Annotated in this window: 10 protein-coding genes; 6 read left to right on the top strand and 4 right to left on the bottom strand. The window is 73.9% G+C overall.

All coding sequences use genetic code 11. The features are described 5' to 3' along the window. The first annotated feature begins 111 nt into the window (after positions 1-111). The gene (locus tag H7H31_RS08735; RefSeq protein ID WP_187064503.1) at positions 112-2,832 is read left to right on the top strand and encodes an AfsR/SARP family transcriptional regulator; all 2,721 of its coding nucleotides are present in this window, start codon (positions 112-114) and stop codon (positions 2,830-2,832) included. Between the two features lie 50 nt (positions 2,833-2,882). Here H7H31_RS08735 and H7H31_RS08740 read toward each other — a convergent pair whose 3' ends face one another. After that, entirely contained in the window at positions 2,883-3,926 is a 1,044-nt protein-coding gene (locus H7H31_RS08740) for an oxidoreductase (protein ID WP_187064487.1), read from the bottom strand. A 187-nt stretch (positions 3,927-4,113) separates the two neighbouring features. Here H7H31_RS08740 and H7H31_RS08745 point away from each other — a divergent pair, with 187 nt between their 5' ends. Together H7H31_RS08745 and H7H31_RS08750 are read left to right on the top strand one after the other, a co-directional pair. After that, the gene (locus tag H7H31_RS08745) at positions 4,114-4,728 is read left to right on the top strand and encodes a TetR/AcrR family transcriptional regulator (protein WP_232109746.1); all 615 of its coding nucleotides are present in this window, start codon (positions 4,114-4,116) and stop codon (positions 4,726-4,728) included. A 189-nt stretch (positions 4,729-4,917) separates the two neighbouring features. After that, entirely contained in the window at positions 4,918-5,664 is a 747-nt protein-coding gene (locus H7H31_RS08750) for a DUF4232 domain-containing protein (RefSeq protein ID WP_187064488.1), read from the top strand. Between the two features lie 291 nt (positions 5,665-5,955). Here H7H31_RS08750 and H7H31_RS08755 read toward each other — a convergent pair whose 3' ends face one another. Next, positions 5,956-6,486, bottom strand: coding sequence for a DinB family protein (locus H7H31_RS08755; protein WP_187064489.1), 531 nt, complete (start codon positions 6,484-6,486; stop codon positions 5,956-5,958). A 736-nt stretch (positions 6,487-7,222) separates the two neighbouring features. Between H7H31_RS08755 and H7H31_RS08760 the strand changes: the two genes are divergently transcribed. Continuing rightward, positions 7,223-9,517 carry a M4 family metallopeptidase gene (locus H7H31_RS08760; RefSeq protein ID WP_187064490.1) on the top strand — a complete coding sequence of 765 codons (2,295 nt, stop codon included), beginning with the start codon at positions 7,223-7,225 and terminating at the stop codon, positions 9,515-9,517. A 299-nt stretch (positions 9,518-9,816) separates the two neighbouring features. Next, a complete protein-coding gene (locus H7H31_RS08765) occupies positions 9,817-11,472 on the top strand; it encodes a M4 family metallopeptidase (protein WP_232109747.1) in 1,656 nt (551 codons plus the stop codon). Between the two features lie 89 nt (positions 11,473-11,561). On the opposite strand, the gene glgP is transcribed toward H7H31_RS08765, so the two are convergent. Next, positions 11,562-14,333: an alpha-glucan family phosphorylase gene (gene glgP, locus H7H31_RS08770; RefSeq protein WP_187064492.1), complete on the bottom strand. Its 2,772-nt coding sequence runs from the start codon at positions 14,331-14,333 to the stop codon at positions 11,562-11,564. A 237-nt stretch (positions 14,334-14,570) separates the two neighbouring features. On the opposite strand from glgP, the gene H7H31_RS08775 reads away from it, so the two are divergent. Further along, positions 14,571-15,494 carry a helix-turn-helix domain-containing protein gene (locus H7H31_RS08775; RefSeq protein ID WP_187064493.1) on the top strand — a complete coding sequence of 308 codons (924 nt, stop codon included), beginning with the start codon at positions 14,571-14,573 and terminating at the stop codon, positions 15,492-15,494. A gap of 62 nt (positions 15,495-15,556) precedes the next feature. Here H7H31_RS08775 and H7H31_RS08780 read toward each other — a convergent pair whose 3' ends face one another. Next, positions 15,557-16,693 (bottom strand): serine hydrolase domain-containing protein, encoded by a 1,137-nt coding sequence (locus tag H7H31_RS08780; protein WP_187064494.1) that lies wholly within the window; start codon positions 16,691-16,693, stop codon positions 15,557-15,559. Positions 16,694-16,794 lie beyond the last annotated feature (101 nt).

The following is a 16,794-nucleotide window of genomic DNA, read 5'->3' on the forward strand; positions in this document are numbered from 1 at the left end:
GCCCATGTGCCCCCGGCCGGCTCCGTCGTGTCGACCGCCGTACCCGCGCTGGCCGAACGCCCGTACCGGTTCCTCCGGTAATCTGACATGTCCCATCAGGAGGGTGCGTCAGTGGAGTTCCGGCTGCTCGGAGCGGTTTCCGTGGCTACCGAGGCCGGCGAGTTGTCGGTCGGCCCGGCGAAGCGGCGCAGCCTGCTCACCGCCCTGCTGCTGCGGCCGAACCGGCCGGTGCCGGTGGAGCACCTGTTGGTCACCCTGTGGGACGACGAGCCGCCGCTGCGCGCCCGTACCGTCATCCAGGGCCACGTGTCGCGGTTGCGGGCGCTGCTCGCCGAGGCGGACGCCAAGGCGTTCGGGGTCGAGCTGGCCACCCAGGGCGCGGCGTACGTGCTGCGGATGCCGGAGAGCCTCCTGGACGCGCACCGCTTCGAGGAGCTGGTGACGCTCGCCGGCAGCCAGCGGGCCGGCGCCGACGCGGTGGCGCTGTACGAGGAGGCGCTGTCGCTGTGGCAGGGGCCGGCGCTGACCGGCGCGTACCCGAGTCCCACGGTGGTGGCCGCGGCCGAGGCGTTGGAGGAGCGGCGGCTGACCTCCGTCGAGCTGCTGGCCGCGGCGTACGCGCGGCTCGGCGAGCACGCCCGGGCCGCCGCCGTGCTGCGCGCGGAGGCCGCGGCCCATCCGCTGCGCGAGTCGCTGTCGGCCGCGCTGATGACGGCGCTCCAGCGGGCGGGGCGGCGCTCGGAGGCGCTCGACTGGTACCACCGCACCCGGCGGCTGCTCGCCGACGAGTTGGGCGTGGACCCGGGGCCGGAGCTGGCGGACGCGTACGCGATGGCGTTGCGCGGCGAGGGCGACGAGGCGCAGCCGGCCCCCGGCGCGGGTGCGCCACGGTTGCCCAGTGCGCCGCCGGGGGCGCCGCTGCCCGGCACGGTGGACCTGTTGCCGCGTATGCCGCGCGGGTTCCACGGGCGCGCGGCCGAGTTGGCCGCGCTGTCCCGGGCCACCGTCGGCACGGCCCCGCTGTGCCTGGTCACCGGGCCGGCCGGGGTGGGCAAGACGGCGCTGGTGGTGCGGTGGGCGCACCGCAACCGCGCCGGGTTCCCGGACGGGCTGCTCTACGCCGACCTGCGCGGCTTCAGCGACACCCGCGAGCCGGCGCACCTGGAGGTGTTGCGCGAGTTCCTGTTGGCGTTGCAGGTCGCGCCGCGGCAGGTGCCCGAGTCGGCGCAGGCCGCGTCGGCGCTGTTCCGCTGCCTGACCGCCGACCGCCAGCTCCTGGTGGTGCTGGACAACGCGCGTGACTCGGCGCAGGCCAGGGAGTTGCTGCCGGGCGGCACGCGCTGCGTGACGGTGGTCACCAGCCGGAACCGGTTGCACGGCCTGATCGCCTCCGACGCGGCCCGCCCCGTCCCGGTGGACGTGCTGGAGCCGGCGGACAGTACGGCGCTGCTGGCCGCGGTGCTCGGGCCCGAGCGGGTGGCGGCGGAGGAGGCGGCGGCCCGGCGGCTGGCCGAGCTGTGTGGGGGGCTGCCGCTGGCGCTGCGGGTGGCGGCGGCGCGCCTGGCGGACCAGCCGGGGTGGTCGCTGGAGGCGATGACCGCCGAACTGTCGGACGAGTCGCGCCGGTTGCACCTGTTGGACGTGGAGGACACGGGGGTGCGGGCGGCGCTGCGGCTCACCGTGCGCGGGCTGCCCGACGGCGTGGCGCACCACTTCGCGCACCTCGGCCGCTACCCCGGCACCCATGTGGACCGGTACGCGGTGGCGGCGCTGGCCGGCACGGACCCGGAGACGGCCGAGGCCGCCATGGACCAGCTCGCCGCGGCTCACCTCGTCATCCGGACGGCGCCGAACCGTTGGACGCTGCACGACCTGGTGCGGCTGTACGCGCGCGGGCTCGACGCGGACTCCGAGGCCCTGGTGCGGGTGCTCGACCAGTGCGTGGCCACCGCCCTGGCCGCGGCCGGGGCGGCCGAGCCGGGCGAGGAGGAGTGCTTCGCGCTGCCGGCGGACTTCCGCCAGCCGCCGGCGATCCGGGCGTTCGCCGGCCGCGATCAGGCCATGGCCTGGTACGCGGCCGAGCGCGAGGACCTGGCGCTGCTCGCCGGCGCGGCGCACGCGGCCGGCTGGCACGGGCGGGCCTGGCGGATCGTGCTCGGCCTGTGGCCGCTGATGGTGTGGCGGGTGCGGGACAGTTGGGCCCCGTTGCTCGGCCTGGCCCTGGCGGCGGCGCGGGCCGACGCCGACCCGCGCGGCGAGTCCCGGGTGTTGGCGCTCCTTGGGTGGGTGCTGATCGAGGAGGGCCGGCCACGGGAGGCGGTGGCGCACCTGGAGGCCGCGCCCGACCTGGCCCGCCGGGTCGGCGACCGACGCGCGGAGGCGACCGCGCTGGTCAACCTGTCGCTGACGCAGGCGGCGCTGGGCAGCCTCGACGAGGCGGAACAGGGGTGCGTACGGGCCGCGGAGTTGGCCCGCGCCGTCGACGACCGGCACACCGAGCGGTTGGCCATGTACCACCTGGCCCGGCACCAACTGGACGCCCAGCGCCCACGGGAGGCCCTGGAGACGGCGCTGGCGGCGCTGGACCTGGCGGGGCAGCCGGACATCTCGGTGGCCTCCCGGGTGCTGCTGCTCTCGGCCGCCGGCGAGGCGCTGCTCGACCTGGGCGAGCGTGACCAGGGCGTACGGCGCCTGGAGGACGCGGCGCGCGAGGCGGAGGAGTGCGGTTACGACGACGGCGCGGTGCGGGCGCTCGGCGTGCTGCTGCGGGTGTCGGCGGACGCGGGGCTGCGGGCGCGGTACGAGGCGGCCCGGCGGCGCTGCCGGTCGTGAGACGGGGCCGGCCATGAGGCGGGGCCGGCCGTGAGACGGGCCCGGCGCGGTCAGCCCGCGCGCGGCGGCTCGGTGGGCCAGGGGTACCGCACGCCGGTGAGCCGTTCCGAGCGGGCCCACAGCCGGTGGGCCGTGGCGGTGTCCTGGAGGGCGCGTTCCCGGGTGCGCAGGACGGGCTGGCCACGGAGTTGGAGGACGCCGTCGGGCACCACGTAGCTGCCGCCGGGCACGTGGTGGGCGGTGGCGGCGTGGAGGGAGGTCATGGCGCCGGCTGGTGTGGGGCGGAAGGCGGCGCGCACGAGCAGCCGGACCAGGAGCCGGTAGGCCCGTCCCCGGGTGTGGTGGGCGCCGCCGGTGAGGACGTTGGAGCGGGTGAGTCCGGGGGCGACCGCGACGCTGCGCAGCCGCAGGCCGCGGGCGTCGGCCCTGCGTTGGAGTTCCTTGGCGAAGTAGAGGTTGGCCCGCTTGGACTGCACGTAGGCGAAGGCCGCTCGGTAGTGGCGCTCGGCGTTGAGGTTGGTCATGTCGAAGCGGGCGAAGCGCTGGCCCTCGCTGCTGACCGTGACCACGCGCGGGTCTGCGGCCGCGAGCAGGTACGACAGGAGGAGGCCGGTGAGCGCGAACGTGCCGAGGTGGTTGATGCCGAACTGGGACTCGAAGCCGTCGGCGGTCCGGGAGAACGGCACCATGGCCACGCCGGCGTTGTTGACCAGCAGGTCGAGCCGGTCGTGCGGCCAGGCCGTGGCGAAGTCGCGTACGGACGCCAGGTCGGCGAGGTCGAGTAAGCGAAGTTCGGCGCGGGCGCCGGGGACCTCGGCGCGCAGTCGTTCCACCGCGGCGCGCCCCCGCTCGGGGTCGCGGCAGGCCAGCACGGTGTGGGCCCCGCTCCGGGCGAGTTCGCGGGCGGTGACGTATCCGATGCCGCTGTTGGCGCCGGTGACCACGGCCAGCCGGCCGGTCTGGTCGGGGAGCGGGCTCGGCGCCCGGGTCGGGCGCGCGTTCGGGCGGCGGCGGGTTCGTGGGGCGGCGGTCGGCGGGTGGGTCGGGTGGTCGCGCGGCGCGGTGCGGGCTCTTGACGGGAAATGGCGGGACATGGGACCTCGGTACGCGAAGTAGGGAGGGCGGTCGCGCGACGACGGCGCGGCAGGGCAGTGCACGACGTGACGCGGCAGCGCACGGCACAGCACGGCACGACCGACACGACACGACCGCATTGCAACTTGGAGTTGCGATAACCTGATCCTGCCGTACCGCCCGCCATCAACGCAACAGGGAGTTGCAATGGAGTCTGCCGCCACGTCCACCGGGCGCGCCCCCACCGTCGGACGCGGCAGCAGGATGCGCGCCGCCGTGCTGCCGGCGACGCTCACCGAACTCGCGACGACCGGGTACGCGGGGCTGACCGTCGAGGGCGTGGCCCAGCGGGCCGGCGTGCACAAGACGACGATCTACCGGAACTGGAAGGACGCTCCCACCCTGGTCGCCGACGCGCTGACCAGCCACTTCGCCACCGATATCCCGATTCCCGACACTGGGACGGTGGCCGGCGACCTGCGCGCGCTGGCCCGGGCGCTCGTCGCCAGCGTGAGCACGCCGGTGGGGCGGGCCCTGATCATCACCGTGCTCGCGGAGGCCGCCCGCCTCCCGCAGCTCGCCGACGTCAAGCGCGCGCTCTTCGACGACCGGTTCCGACGGGCGGAGCCCGTGGTCACCCGCGCCGTCGAGCGCGGCGAACTCCCCGCGGAGACGGACCCCGCCGAACTCCTCAAGACCCTCGCCGCGCCGATCTACTTCCGGCTGGTGTGCACGGGCGAGCCGGTCGACGAGGGCACGGCGGACCGGGCCGCCCAGGTCGCGTTGGCCGCCGCGCGCGCCCGCGTGCTGCCGGCGGCGTGAGCGCCGGGCGCGCGCGAGCCGAAGACCGCCGCCCGGGCGCGTTAGCCGACCCGTTTCCCGCCTGAAGCCGCACGTCAGCGAGACGACAGCCGTGCGTAAGCGAAGCGGCAGCGGCCCCCGACACAGTGGTGTCAACAGCGGAGATGACCACCGCTGAATCCGAACCAGCACAACAGGGGGACCCCCGTCATGCGCACCTCTCGCATCCGCATCGCCGCCGTCGCCGGAGCCACCACCGCCCTCGCCCTCGGCTTCACCGCCTACGCCAACTCGGCCACCGACAGCGGCGCCCAGACCCACCAGAGCACCGGCACCGTGGCCCACGCCGCGCCGTACACCAGCGCCGGAAGCGTGCAGCAGGCGGCCGGCCAGGTCGTCGCGAGCGAGGGCCACGCGCCGTCGGCCACCGGCCAGCAGGTCGCCGTGGCGAGCGCCAAGAAGACCGTCACGGTCGCCAAGAAGACCGTCACGGTCGCCAAGAAGAAGCCCGCGACGCGGGCCACCAGCGTCCGGCAGTGCTCGGGCGACGAGATCTCGTACGACGTGCTGCACCGGTTCCCCAAGCAGCTCGGTGAGCACCTGCTGGTGACGGCGATGAACGCCGACTCCAAGCCCTGCTGGGTCACCGCGTCCCCCTCCGTCATGCTCGGCGACACGGTGAACGTGCTGCCGCACTCGAAGAAGGACGCCCCCGGCGGCACCGCCCGCATCACCCTGAAGCCCGGTGCCAAGGTCTACTCGGCCGTCAACCTCTTCGCCGACGGCAAGAAGAAGCGCACCTCCACGGAGCTGTCCCTCGCGCTGCGCGACCAGGGCGGCGACACCGGCCCGGCCGTCGAGCTGAACGCCTTCACCAGCAAGGGCGCGGTCTCGAAGTTCACCTGGTCCAGCGCGGACGTGACGAACTGGAACACCGCCAAGCCGTACGACTTCTAAGCGCGCCCCGCGCGGGCGCCGGTGGTGAGCGGGGGTGACCCCGCCCACCACGGCGCCGGCCGCCGCGCGCCGCGCGTTCCGCGTCGAACCGGTACCCCCGAAACCGGCGGCGCGGCCAGCGCGCGGAAGCGGCGGTGCGCGGGGTAGGCGGCGGACCGGGACCGGCCACCAGTGGGCTGGGGACCACCGGGAACGGGCCGCCGTGAACGGCGGGGTGTGAGTCGGATGCGGCCGGCTCGCACCCCGCCGCTGTGTCGTTTCAGCCTCCGCCGCCGGTGTGCCCCGGCGCGCTCACTCGCCCGTGCGGCCGTCCGCCAACTCGCGGGCCACGTCGAGGTGGCCGAGGTGGCGGGCGTACTCCTGGAGGAGGTGGAAGAGGATCCAACCGAGCGTCGGCGCCTCCTCCTCCGTCGAGAACCGGCCACCGAGGCTCGCGCGGCGCTCGGCCGGCACGCCGGCGGCGATCTCGCGCGAGCGCGCCCACTGGCGGCGGTGCTCGGCCAGCACGTCGGCCGGGCTCTCGTCGTCGGCGACGTGCCAGCGGTCGTCTGGCCCCTGGTCCCCCCAGGCGCGCCCCTCGGTCATCGTCGTGCCGCAGAAGCCCCAGACCAGCCAGCGCAGTTCGACGTGGGTCAGGTGCTTGACCAGTTGCAGCGGCGTCCAGCCGGAGGGCAGCCGGCTGGTGCGCAGTTCCCGCTCGCTGAGGCCGTCCAGCTTGCGGTGCAGCGCGTCGCGGTAGGCGTCGAGGTAACCGTCGAGGAGCGCGCGCTGATCGGTGAGGGACTTGGGCGGTTCGTCGAGTGCGTCAGCGGGGTTCGTCATCTCATGATCGTACGGAAACCGTGCCGGCCGCGGCGGGTCGCTTCGCCCGGTTCGCGGTGGGCGGCGTGGGCCGGGTGGCGCGGGTGGCGCGGGCAGTCGGGCGTGGCCTGGGGTGCGCGCCCGGCTTGCCCGTGGCGGGCGTCGGTGCAACGGCCGTGGGCCCGCCGGCGCCCGCGCCGGCGCTGCCGCCGCCACCGCGCCGCGCGGGCCCGGCGCCGGCCCGGCGGCCCCAAGTGACGACGTGCCCGGCGCGGTGCGCGGCGGACGGGCGCCGCCCCGTCGCGCCGGGGCGCGGGGCACGCCGGGACGCGGCGGCGGGTCGCCGGGCGGGGGCCCGGGCGGCTACGGCATCCGCTATACGGACGTCACCGTTTCGTCAACGGACGGTTTTTGGACAACTTTTCGACGGCCTCCTGACATGTACATCATTACGGTGGCACTCTTCCCCTCGTCCGCCACGCGGCTCCCCCACGGCACCTCGCCGCGCGTCGGTCGCTCCTCACGTGTCCGGCACATCGGGCCACGCGCTGTCCCCGCAGTCGTACGTCGCCACCGCGCCCCGCCCACGTCACCGCTCCCCGGGCGGCGCCAGGAGCGCCGTGCCAGCGCGCCCGGCCCCCGTGTCGCACCGTCCCCCCACGCGCTGTTCAGCTCGCTTCGCTCTGCCCGGGCGACCACCCAGCCGCCCGGTCACCCTGGGCCGCCGCCACCGCGGCGGCAGTAGAAGGAGTTCCGCGTGAGACGCACCCCCCATCGACGAACGGCCGCCACCGGCGCGTTCGTCGCGGTAGCCGCCATGCTCGCCGTCGGCGTGCAGGCCGTCAGCGCCACCGCCGACACCGACGGCGCCACCGCCCCCGACGCCTCGGCCCCCATGTCCAGCGTGGCCAACCGCGGCGCGATGCCCGTCAAGCTCTCCCCCGCCGAGCGGGCCGAGCTGCTGCGCGACGCCGACGCCACCAAGGCCGAGACCGCCAGGACACTGCGGCTCGGCGCGCAGGAGAAGCTGGTCGTCAAGGACGTGTCCAAGGACGCGGACGGCACCACGCACACCCGCTACGAGCGCACCTTCGCCGGCCTGCCGGTGCTCGGCGGCGACCTCGTGGTGCAGGAGACGCGGGCCGGCGCCCTTGAGTCGGTCGCCAAGGCCACCAAGTCATCGGTGCGCGTGGCCTCGACCACCGCCAAGGTGCGGCCGGCCGTGGCCGAGGAGTCCGCCGAGCGGCTGGCGCGGGCCGACGACACCCGGAAGGCGGAGGCCGACAAGGCCCCGCGGAAGGTGGTCTGGGCCGCGACGGGCAAGCCGGTGCTGGCGTACGAGACGGTCGTCGGCGGCGTACAGGCGGACGGCACGCCCAACGAGCTGCACGTCATCACCGACGCCAACACGGGCAAGAAGCTCTACGAGTATCAGGGCGTGCACAACGGCACGGGCAAGAGCCAGTACAGCGGCGAGGTGCCGCTGGGCACCGCGGGCGGCTCGGGCTCGTACAACCTGACCGACACCCAGCGCGGCAACCACAAGACGTACAACCTCAACCGGGGCACCTCGGGGCAGGGCACGCTGTTCACCGACGCCGACGACGTGTGGGGCGACGGGACCGGCAGCCACACCCAGACCGCGGCCGTCGACGCGCACTACGGCGCGGCCCTGACCTGGGACTACTACAAGTCCGTGCACGGCAGGTCGGGCATCAAGGGCGACGGCGTCGGGGCGTACTCGCGCGTCCACTACGGCAACAACTACGTCAACGCCTTCTGGCAGGACTCCTGCTTCTGCATGACCTACGGCGACGGCTCGGGCAACACCCACCCGCTGACCTCGATCGACGTGGCCGCGCACGAGATGACGCACGGCGTCACCGCCAACACCGCCCGGCTGGTCTACAGCGGTGAGTCCGGCGGCCTGAACGAGGCCACCTCCGACATCTTCGCCGCGGCCGTGGAGTTCCACGCCGACAACCCCAACGACAAGGGCGACTACTGGGTCGGCGAAGAGATCGACATCAACGGCAACGGCACGCCGCTGCGGTACATGGACAAGCCGTCCAAGGACAGCCGGTCCAAGGACAACTGGTACTCGGGCATCGGCAGCATCGACGTCCACTACTCGTCCGGCGTGGCCAACCACTGGTTCTACCTGGCCTCCGAGGGCAGCGGCGCCAAGGTCATCAACGGCATCCCGCACGACAGCCCGACCTACGACAACCAGCCGGTGACGCCCATCGGCCGGGTCAACGCCGAGAAGGTGTGGTTCAAGGCGCTGTCGCAGCGGATGCAGTCCAACACCGACTACAAGGGCGCCCGGGACGCGACGCTGTGGGCGGCCGGCGAGCTGTTCGGCACGAACAGCGCCGAGTACGCGGGTGTCGCCAACGCCTGGGCCGCGGTCAACGTCGGGCAGCGGGTGCCGACGCCGGGCGGCGTGAGCGTCACCGCCCCCGGTGACCAGACCAGCGTCGTCAACCAGGCCGCGAGCCTGCAGATCAAGGCGACCAGCAGCAACACCGGGGCGCTGCGCTACGCCGCCACCGGGCTGCCCGCCGGCCTCGGCATCGACGCGGCCAGCGGCCTGATCTCCGGCACGCCGACCACCGTGGGCACCAGCCAGGTGACCGTCACGGTCACGGACGCGGCCGGCAAGACCGGGACCGCGGCGTTCAAGTGGACCGTGAACGACGCGGACGGCGGCGTCTACGAGAACACCAACGACGTGCAGATCCCGGACGGCCTCGACGCGGTCAACTCGCCGATCACCGTCAACCGGAGCGGCAACGGCAGCGCGGCCCTCAAGGTCAGCGTGGACATCGTGCACCCCTACCGCGGTGACCTGGTGGTCGACCTGGTGGCGCCGGGCGGCAAGACCTACCGGCTGAAGAACTCCAGCGCGTACGACTCGGCGGACAACGTGAACGAGACGTACACCGTGGACACCAGCGGCGTGGCGGCCAGCGGCACCTGGAACCTCAAGGTGCAGGACATCTACTCCACCGACCGCGGCTACATCAACAGTTGGAAGCTGACCTTCTGACGGACCGCGGCACGCCAGCCCCCGTCCCGTGACCGGCGGTGACGCGGGCCCCTCGACAGGCGCCGCCTGGGGAGAGCACGTTCCCCCAGGCGGCGCCTCTCACTTCTCCCGCTTCGTCCGTTATCCGGAGTTCATCGCACCAACAACGAACAAAATATCGACGCCACAGCGATGACCCGATGACATGTTCGCGTCTCGTGTGGCAGTCTGCCCACGCGCTTCACACCCGCACCTCTTGTGAGACCGGACGGCTTCATCGCGTCGCCCGGTCCGACCCCCCACGGCAAGAAGGAGTTCGCGTGAGCACGTCTTCCGGCATACCCCGATCCACCCGCACCCGCCGTACGGCCGCCGCCACCGGCGCGGTCGCCGCGGCCGCCGCGCTGCTGGCCACGGGCCTGACCACCGGCACGGCCGGCGCCGCCGACACCGCTGACACGGCGGCCTCGGCCACCCCCGCCAAGCTGAGCCCCTCGCACCGCGCCGAACTGCTGCGCGAGGCGAACGACACCACCGCCAGGACCGCCAGCACGCTGGGCCTGGGCGCCCAGGAGAAGCTGGTCGTCAAGGACGTCGTCAAGGACGGCGACGGCACCACGCACACCCGCTACGAGCGCACCTTCGCCGGCCTGCCGGTGCTCGGCGGCGACCTCATCACGCACGAGACCAAGGGCGGCGAGCTCAAGGGCGTCACCAAGGCGACGAAGGCCACCATCAAGGTCGCCTCCACGCGGGCCAAGCTGGCCCCGTCCACCGCCGAGCGGGCCGCGATCAAGGCCGCGCGGGCCGACGACGCCAAGCTGGCCAAGGCCGACAAGGCGCCCCGCAAGGTGATCTGGGCCGCCGACGGCAAGCCGACCCTGGCCTACGAGGCGGTCATCGGCGGCCTGCAGGCCGACGGCACGCCCAACGAACTGCACGTCATCACCGACGCCAACACCGGCAAGGAACTCTTCACCTTCCAGGGCGTCAAGAACGGCACCGGCTCCAGCCAGTACAGCGGCGAGGTCGAGCTGGGCACCGCGAAGGAGGGCGGCGGCTACACGCTGACCGACAGCGAGCGCGGCGGCCACAAGACGCTGGACCTGAAGAACGGGCAGGGCAGCCAGGGCGAGGCGTTCACCGACGACGACGACAAGTGGGGCACCGGCAAGCCGGATGACGCCCAGACCGCGGCCGTCGACGCGCACTACGGCGCGGCCCTGACCTGGGACTACTACAAGTCCGTGCACGGCCGCGACGGCATCAAGGGCGACGGCCAGGGCGCCACGTCCAACGTGCACTACGGCCAGAACTACTCCAACGCGTTCTGGCAGGACTCCTGCTTCTGCATGACCTACGGCGACGGCGAGGGCAACACCCACCCGCTGACCTCGATCGACGTCGCGGCCCACGAGATGACCCACGGCGTCACCTCGGCCACCGCCAACCTCACCTACAGCGGCGAGTCCGGCGGCCTGAACGAGGCCACCTCCGACATCTTCGCCACGGCCGTCGAGTTCAACGCCGACAACGGCGAGGACGTCGGCGACTACCTCATCGGCGAGGAGATCGACATCCGCGGCGACGGCAGCCCGCTGCGGTACATGGACAAGCCCTCCAAGGACGGCAGCTCGCTCGACAACTGGGACGAGAACGCCGGCGACGTGGACGTCCACTACTCGTCCGGCATCGCCAACCACTGGTTCTACCTGGCCTCCGAGGGCAGCGGCGCCAAGGAGATCAACGGCGTCTCGTACGACAGCCCGACCGTCGACGGCTCAAAGGTCGAGGGCATCGGCCGGGGCAAGGCCGAGAAGGTCTGGTTCAAGGCCCTGACCACCTACATGACCTCCAACACCGACTACGCCGCCGCGCGTGAGGCCACCCTCAAGGCGGCGACCGACCTGTACGGCGCGGACAGCGCCGAGGTCAAGGGCGTGGACGCGGCCTGGGCCGGCGTCGGCGTCAAGTAACGCACCCGACACGTGAGGCGGCGGGCCCGGGGATCACCTCCCCGGGCCCGCCGCACGTCGCCTCCGTTCGACCGCGTGCCGGACGCGGCTCAGCGCATCAGCAGCCCGGCCTCCTCGCCGGTGCGCTCCGTCGGCGCCGCCACCAGGCCCAACTCGGCGCCGCTGGCCAGGAGTTCGTGGCAGGGCAGGATGCGGACGGTGTAGCCGTAGGGCCCCGAGCGGTCGAGGGCGAGCGGGCCCGCGTACGACCAGTGCCCCTCCAGGCTCGGCCCGCCGACCGGCTTGAGCGGGACGGCGCGGGCGGCGCCGATCCGGTCGGCCTCGTCCACCGGGCCGGCCAGGGCCTGCACCTCGACGTCGTCCGGCGTCAGATCGCCGAGCGAGACCCTGACCCGCAGCGTCAGCGTGGTGCCCAGCTCGACGGTGGCGCACTCCCCCTCGCCCGGCGTCCCGGCGCCGACCTCCTCCGGGGCGGGTCCGGGCGGCGCGCCGGGAGCCGGGGCCTCGGGTGGCTCGCTCTCGGCCTTGACGTGGTCCACCGCGACGCCCGGCCAGGCCGCCCGCACCCGGGCCTTCCACTGGGCGAGTTCCCGGGCGGCGGGCCCGCTGGTCGCGCGGTGGGCCCGGGCGGCCGGCACGTACAGCTTCTCGACGTACTCGCGCACCATCCGCCCCGCAAGGACCTTGGGGCCCAGCGTCGTGAGGGTGCGGCGCACCATGGCGAGCCAGTGGTCGGGCAGGCCGCTGGCGCCGCGCTCGTAGAAGCGGGGGGTGATCTGGTGGGCCAGCAGGTCGTAGAGGGCCGCGGCCTCCAGCGCGTCGCGGCGGTCCTGGTCGGCCTCGGCGGACTCGCCGACGGCGGCCGATGCGTCGGCGGTGGGGATGGCCCAGCCGAAGTCCGGGTCGTACCACTCGTCCCACCAGCCGTCCCGTACCGACAGGTTGAGGCAGCCGTTGAGGGCGGCCTTCATGCCGGAGGTGCCGCACGCCTCCAACGGGCGCAGCGGGTTGTTGAGCCAGACGTCGCAGCCGGGGTACAGGCGCTGGGCCATGGCCATGCCGTAGTCGGGCAGGAAGACGAGACGGTGCCGCACCCGCGGGTCGTCGGCGAACCGGACCAGCTCCTGGATCAGGCGCTTGCCGCCGTCGTCGGCCGGGTGCGCCTTGCCCGCGACGACGATCTGCACCGGCCGCTCGGGGTGCAGCAGCAGTTCCGTGAGCCGGTCCCGGTCGTGCAGCATCAGGGTGAGCCGCTTGTACGCCGGGACACGGCGGGCGAAGCCGATGGTGAGCACGTCCGGGTCGAGGACGCCGTCGATCCAGCCGAGTTCGGCGCGGTCGGCGCCGCGCTGCCGCCAGGAGGCGGCGAGGCGTTCGCGCACCTCGACCACGAGGCGCTCGCGCAGCGTGCGGCGCAGCGCCCACAGGTCCGCGTCGGAGGTGTGCGCCGTCGCGTCCGCCGGTCGTGCGCCGGGGTCGGTCGCGGTGCGTTCGGCCACCCGCGCGCCGAGCCCGGCCACCTCGGGGGCCACCCAGGTCGGGGCGTGCACGCCGTTGGTGATGGCGGTGATGGGCACCTCGGCGGCGTCGAACCCGGGCCACAGGCCGGCGAACATCTCGCGGCTGACCTGGCCGTGCAGCGTGGAGACGCCGTTGGCGCGCTGGGCCAGCCGCAGCCCCATCACGGCCATGTTGAAGAGGCCGTCCTCGCCGCCGGGGTAGGTCTCCTGGCCGAGCGCCAGGACGCGCTCGACGGGCAGCTCGGTCAGTTCGCCGCCGTCGCCGAGGTGGCGGGCGATCAGCTCGCGGTCGAAGCGGTCGATGCCGGCGGGCACGGGGGTGTGGGTGGTGAAGACGGTGCCGGCGCGCACGGACTCCAGGGCGGTGTCGAAGTCGGCGCCGCCGGCGATGAGTTCGCGGATGCGCTCCAGGCCGAGGAAGCCGGCGTGCCCCTCGTTGGTGTGGAAGACCTCGGGCGCGGCGTGTCCGGTGCGCGCGCAGTACGCGCGCACGGCGCGCACCCCGCCGATGCCGAGCAGCATCTCCTGGAGCAGCCGGTGTTCGCTGCCGCCGCCGTAGAGCCGGTCGGTGACGTCCCGCTCGCGCTGCGCGTTCTCCTCCACGTCGGAGTCGAGCAGCAGCAGCGGCACCCGGCCCACGCTGGCCTGCCAGACGTGCGCGCGCAGCGAGCGCCCGCCCGGCAGCGCGAGGGTGACGCACGTGGGGCGGCCGTCCACCTCGCGCAGCAGCGTGAGCGGCAGCTCGTTCGGGTCGAGCACGGGGTAGTGCTCCTGCTGCCAGCCGTCGCGGGAGAGGGTCTGCCGGAAGTAGCCGTGCCGGTAGAGCAGCCCGACGCCGATCAGCGGTACGCCGAGGTCGCTGGCGGACTTGAGGTGGTCGCCGGCGAGGATGCCGAGGCCGCCCGAGTACTGGGGCAGGGCGGCGGTGATGCCGAACTCGGGCGAGAAGTACGCGATGGCCCGCGGCAGCGCGCCCGGCCCGGGGTCGCCGCCGCCGGCGGTCTCGCCGTGGTCGGTCCCGCCGTCGGCCGACCGCCGCTCGACCTGCTGTTGGTACCAGCGGGGTCCGGTCAGGTAGGCGCGCAGCTCGTCGGCGGCGGCGGCGAGGCGGCGTACGAACTCGGGGTCGGCGGCGAGGCGGGTCAGCCGGTCGGCTGGGACCGAGCCGAGGAGCCGCACCGGGTCGCCGCCCGCGGCCCGCCAGCCGTCCGGGTCCAGTGCCTGGAACAGCTCGCGGGTCTCGGGGTGCCAGGACCAGCGCACGTTGCGCGCGAGGTCGCTGAGCGGTCTGAGGGAGTCCGGGAGGACGGGGCGCACGCTGAAACGACGAATGGCCTTCACGCTCCGACGGTAGCGGCGGCCACCCGGCCGATTCGCCCATATCCGCCAAATTTCTGCGTGTCTGTAGCCAGCCACGCTATTTATCCGTTCTGCGACTGCCTGAACGGGTGACCCCACCCCGGGCGGGGGCGCCCACGGGGGCGTGCGCCCGTTCCGCGCGTGCGGCAGCCCGGTCCGCCGCTGCCTGCCACTGGCAGGGGCAGGCAGCGGGGGCGGCGCTGACGGAGACTGGGGCCCATGGACACACCAGCCGAGTTGGGAAACTTCCTGCGCAGCCGCCGCGCCCGGCTCCAGCCCGCCGACGTCGGGCTGGTCTCCTACGGGGGCCAGCGCCGGGTGCCGGGGTTGCGCCGCGAGGAGCTGGCGCAGCTCGCGGGCGTGAGCGTGGCGTACTACACGCGGCTGGAGCAGGGCCAGAGCGGCAACGCGTCGGACGGCGTCCTGGACGCGCTCGCCCGCGCGCTGCGCCTGACCCCGGACGAGCACGCGCACCTGCGCAACCTGGCCCGCCCCGGGCGCGCCGCGCGCCGCCCCGCCGCGCGCCCCGCGACGGCCCGCCCCGCCACCCGTCAGCTCATCGCGGCGATGGGCGCGGTGCCGGCGCTCGTGCTGGACGCGCGGTACGACGTGCTGGCCTGGAACCCGCTGGGGCACGCGCTGCTCGCCGGGCACCTGGACGCGGGGGCGCCGGAGCGGCCCGCTGAGCGCCCGAACACGCAGCGGCTGCTCTTCCTCGACCCCCACGTGCGCGAGCTGTACCCGGACTGGGAGTTCGAGGCGCGGCGCGCGGTCTCCTCGCTGCGCCTGGCCGCGGGCGAACATCCCGACGACCGCCAACTGGCCGAGCTGATCGGTGAGTTGACCATGAAGAGCCCCGAGTTCGCCGCGCTGTGGTCGCGGCACCCGGTGCGGGGCTGCACCAGCGGCGTGAAGGTGTTCCACCATCCACTGGTGGGGCCGCTGGAGCTGGCGTTCCAGATGTTGCGGCTGCCCGACTCCGGCGGGCAGGGCGTGCTGGCCTTCAGCGCGGAGCCGGACTCGGCCTCGGACGCGGGCCTGCGGCTGCTGGCCGGGTCCGTGGCGACCGCGCCGAGCGCGTCGCCGGTGGACCGGGTGCCGGGCCCGGCTGGGGCCCGAGGAGCCGGACACCCCGCGCGCTGATCACGCCGCGCCGCGCCCGCCCGCCGCGGCGCGGGTGGGGGCACCGTTCGCGGGCGGCCCGCTCACCCGCCGAGGCGGACGCCGAACTCCGCGTCGATGACCCGGAAGAGGACGTCCCAGCTCTTCCACTCGGTGTTGGTCTGGAGGGAGAGGGTGTGTTCGCCGTCGGCGGTGCCCACCGTGTAGAAGAGGCATCCCCAGAAGCTGCCGCCCACGCCGCGCAGCGTCAGGCCGCCCGTCGCCGCCCGGTCGAACTCGAACACGCCGAGGCCGTACCGGGTGTGCGGCGTCCAGTTGCCCCCCTCGGTGGAGACCGTGGTCCACATCGCACGGTGCTGCTCCGGCGGCAGCAGGGTGCCGCCGGCCAGCGCGCCGACGAACCTGATCATGTCGCCGGTGGTGGAGACGACGTTGGCGGGCGCCCACGAGGTGTTGTACTCGGTCACGTCGAGGGGGTCGAGCCCGGGTTCCTCCATCACCGACTCCCAGTTCTCCGGGGTGACCTCGGCCGGGTCGGTGCCGTCCTTGTAGAACAGCGTGGAGTAGGCCCGCGGATGCGGATCGGGGTACCGCGCGTCCTGGGCGGAGCGTACGGAGGTGTCGGTCAGGCCGAGCGGTTGGACGACGCGGCGTTCGATCTCCTCGGCCAGGCTGTTGCCGGTGGCCTTCTCGATGAGGGCCTCGGCGACGTAGAAACCCCCGTTGGAGTACTCGAAGCGCTCACCGGGGGCGCCGACCGGCGGCTGTGACACCGTCATGGCGAGCAGTTGCTCGGTGGTGAACGCGTCGAAGCGGTGCTCCGCGAACGCGGCCCGGGTGGCGTACCTGCTGGTCAGCTCCGGTGCCATGCCGGTGGAGAACAGGCCGCTGGTGTTGCTGAGCAGGTGCCTGATGGTGATCTTGTCGCCGTCGTAGCCGTTGTGGTCGAGCACGCCGGGCAGCCAGGTGTTGACCGGGTCGTCGATGCTCAGCCTGGACTCGGCCGCCAGCGCCAGCAGCACGGTGGCGATGAACGCCTTGCCGCCGCTGCCGGTGTGCGCGTACTCGCCCGGTCGGCGCGGGGCGCCCGTCCGCAGGTCGGCCACGCCGGCGGCGCCGAACCACCGCCGGTCGCCGTCCCTGATGTCGGCGACGATGCCGGGTACGCCCGCCTCGGCCACCGCCCAGTCCAACGCCCGCTGCACGTCCATGTCGTTCATGTTCGCTGCTCCCGCCCCATTGAGGATCTTCACGACGCGGTGAAAATTACGTTGCATACACGAACCCGTCAATCAAAGGCGAGCACTCTGAAAAGCGAAAC

The organism is Streptomyces buecherae, assembly GCF_014295035.1.
In the GTDB taxonomy this organism is placed as follows: domain Bacteria; phylum Actinomycetota; class Actinomycetes; order Streptomycetales; family Streptomycetaceae; genus Streptomyces; species Streptomyces youssoufiensis.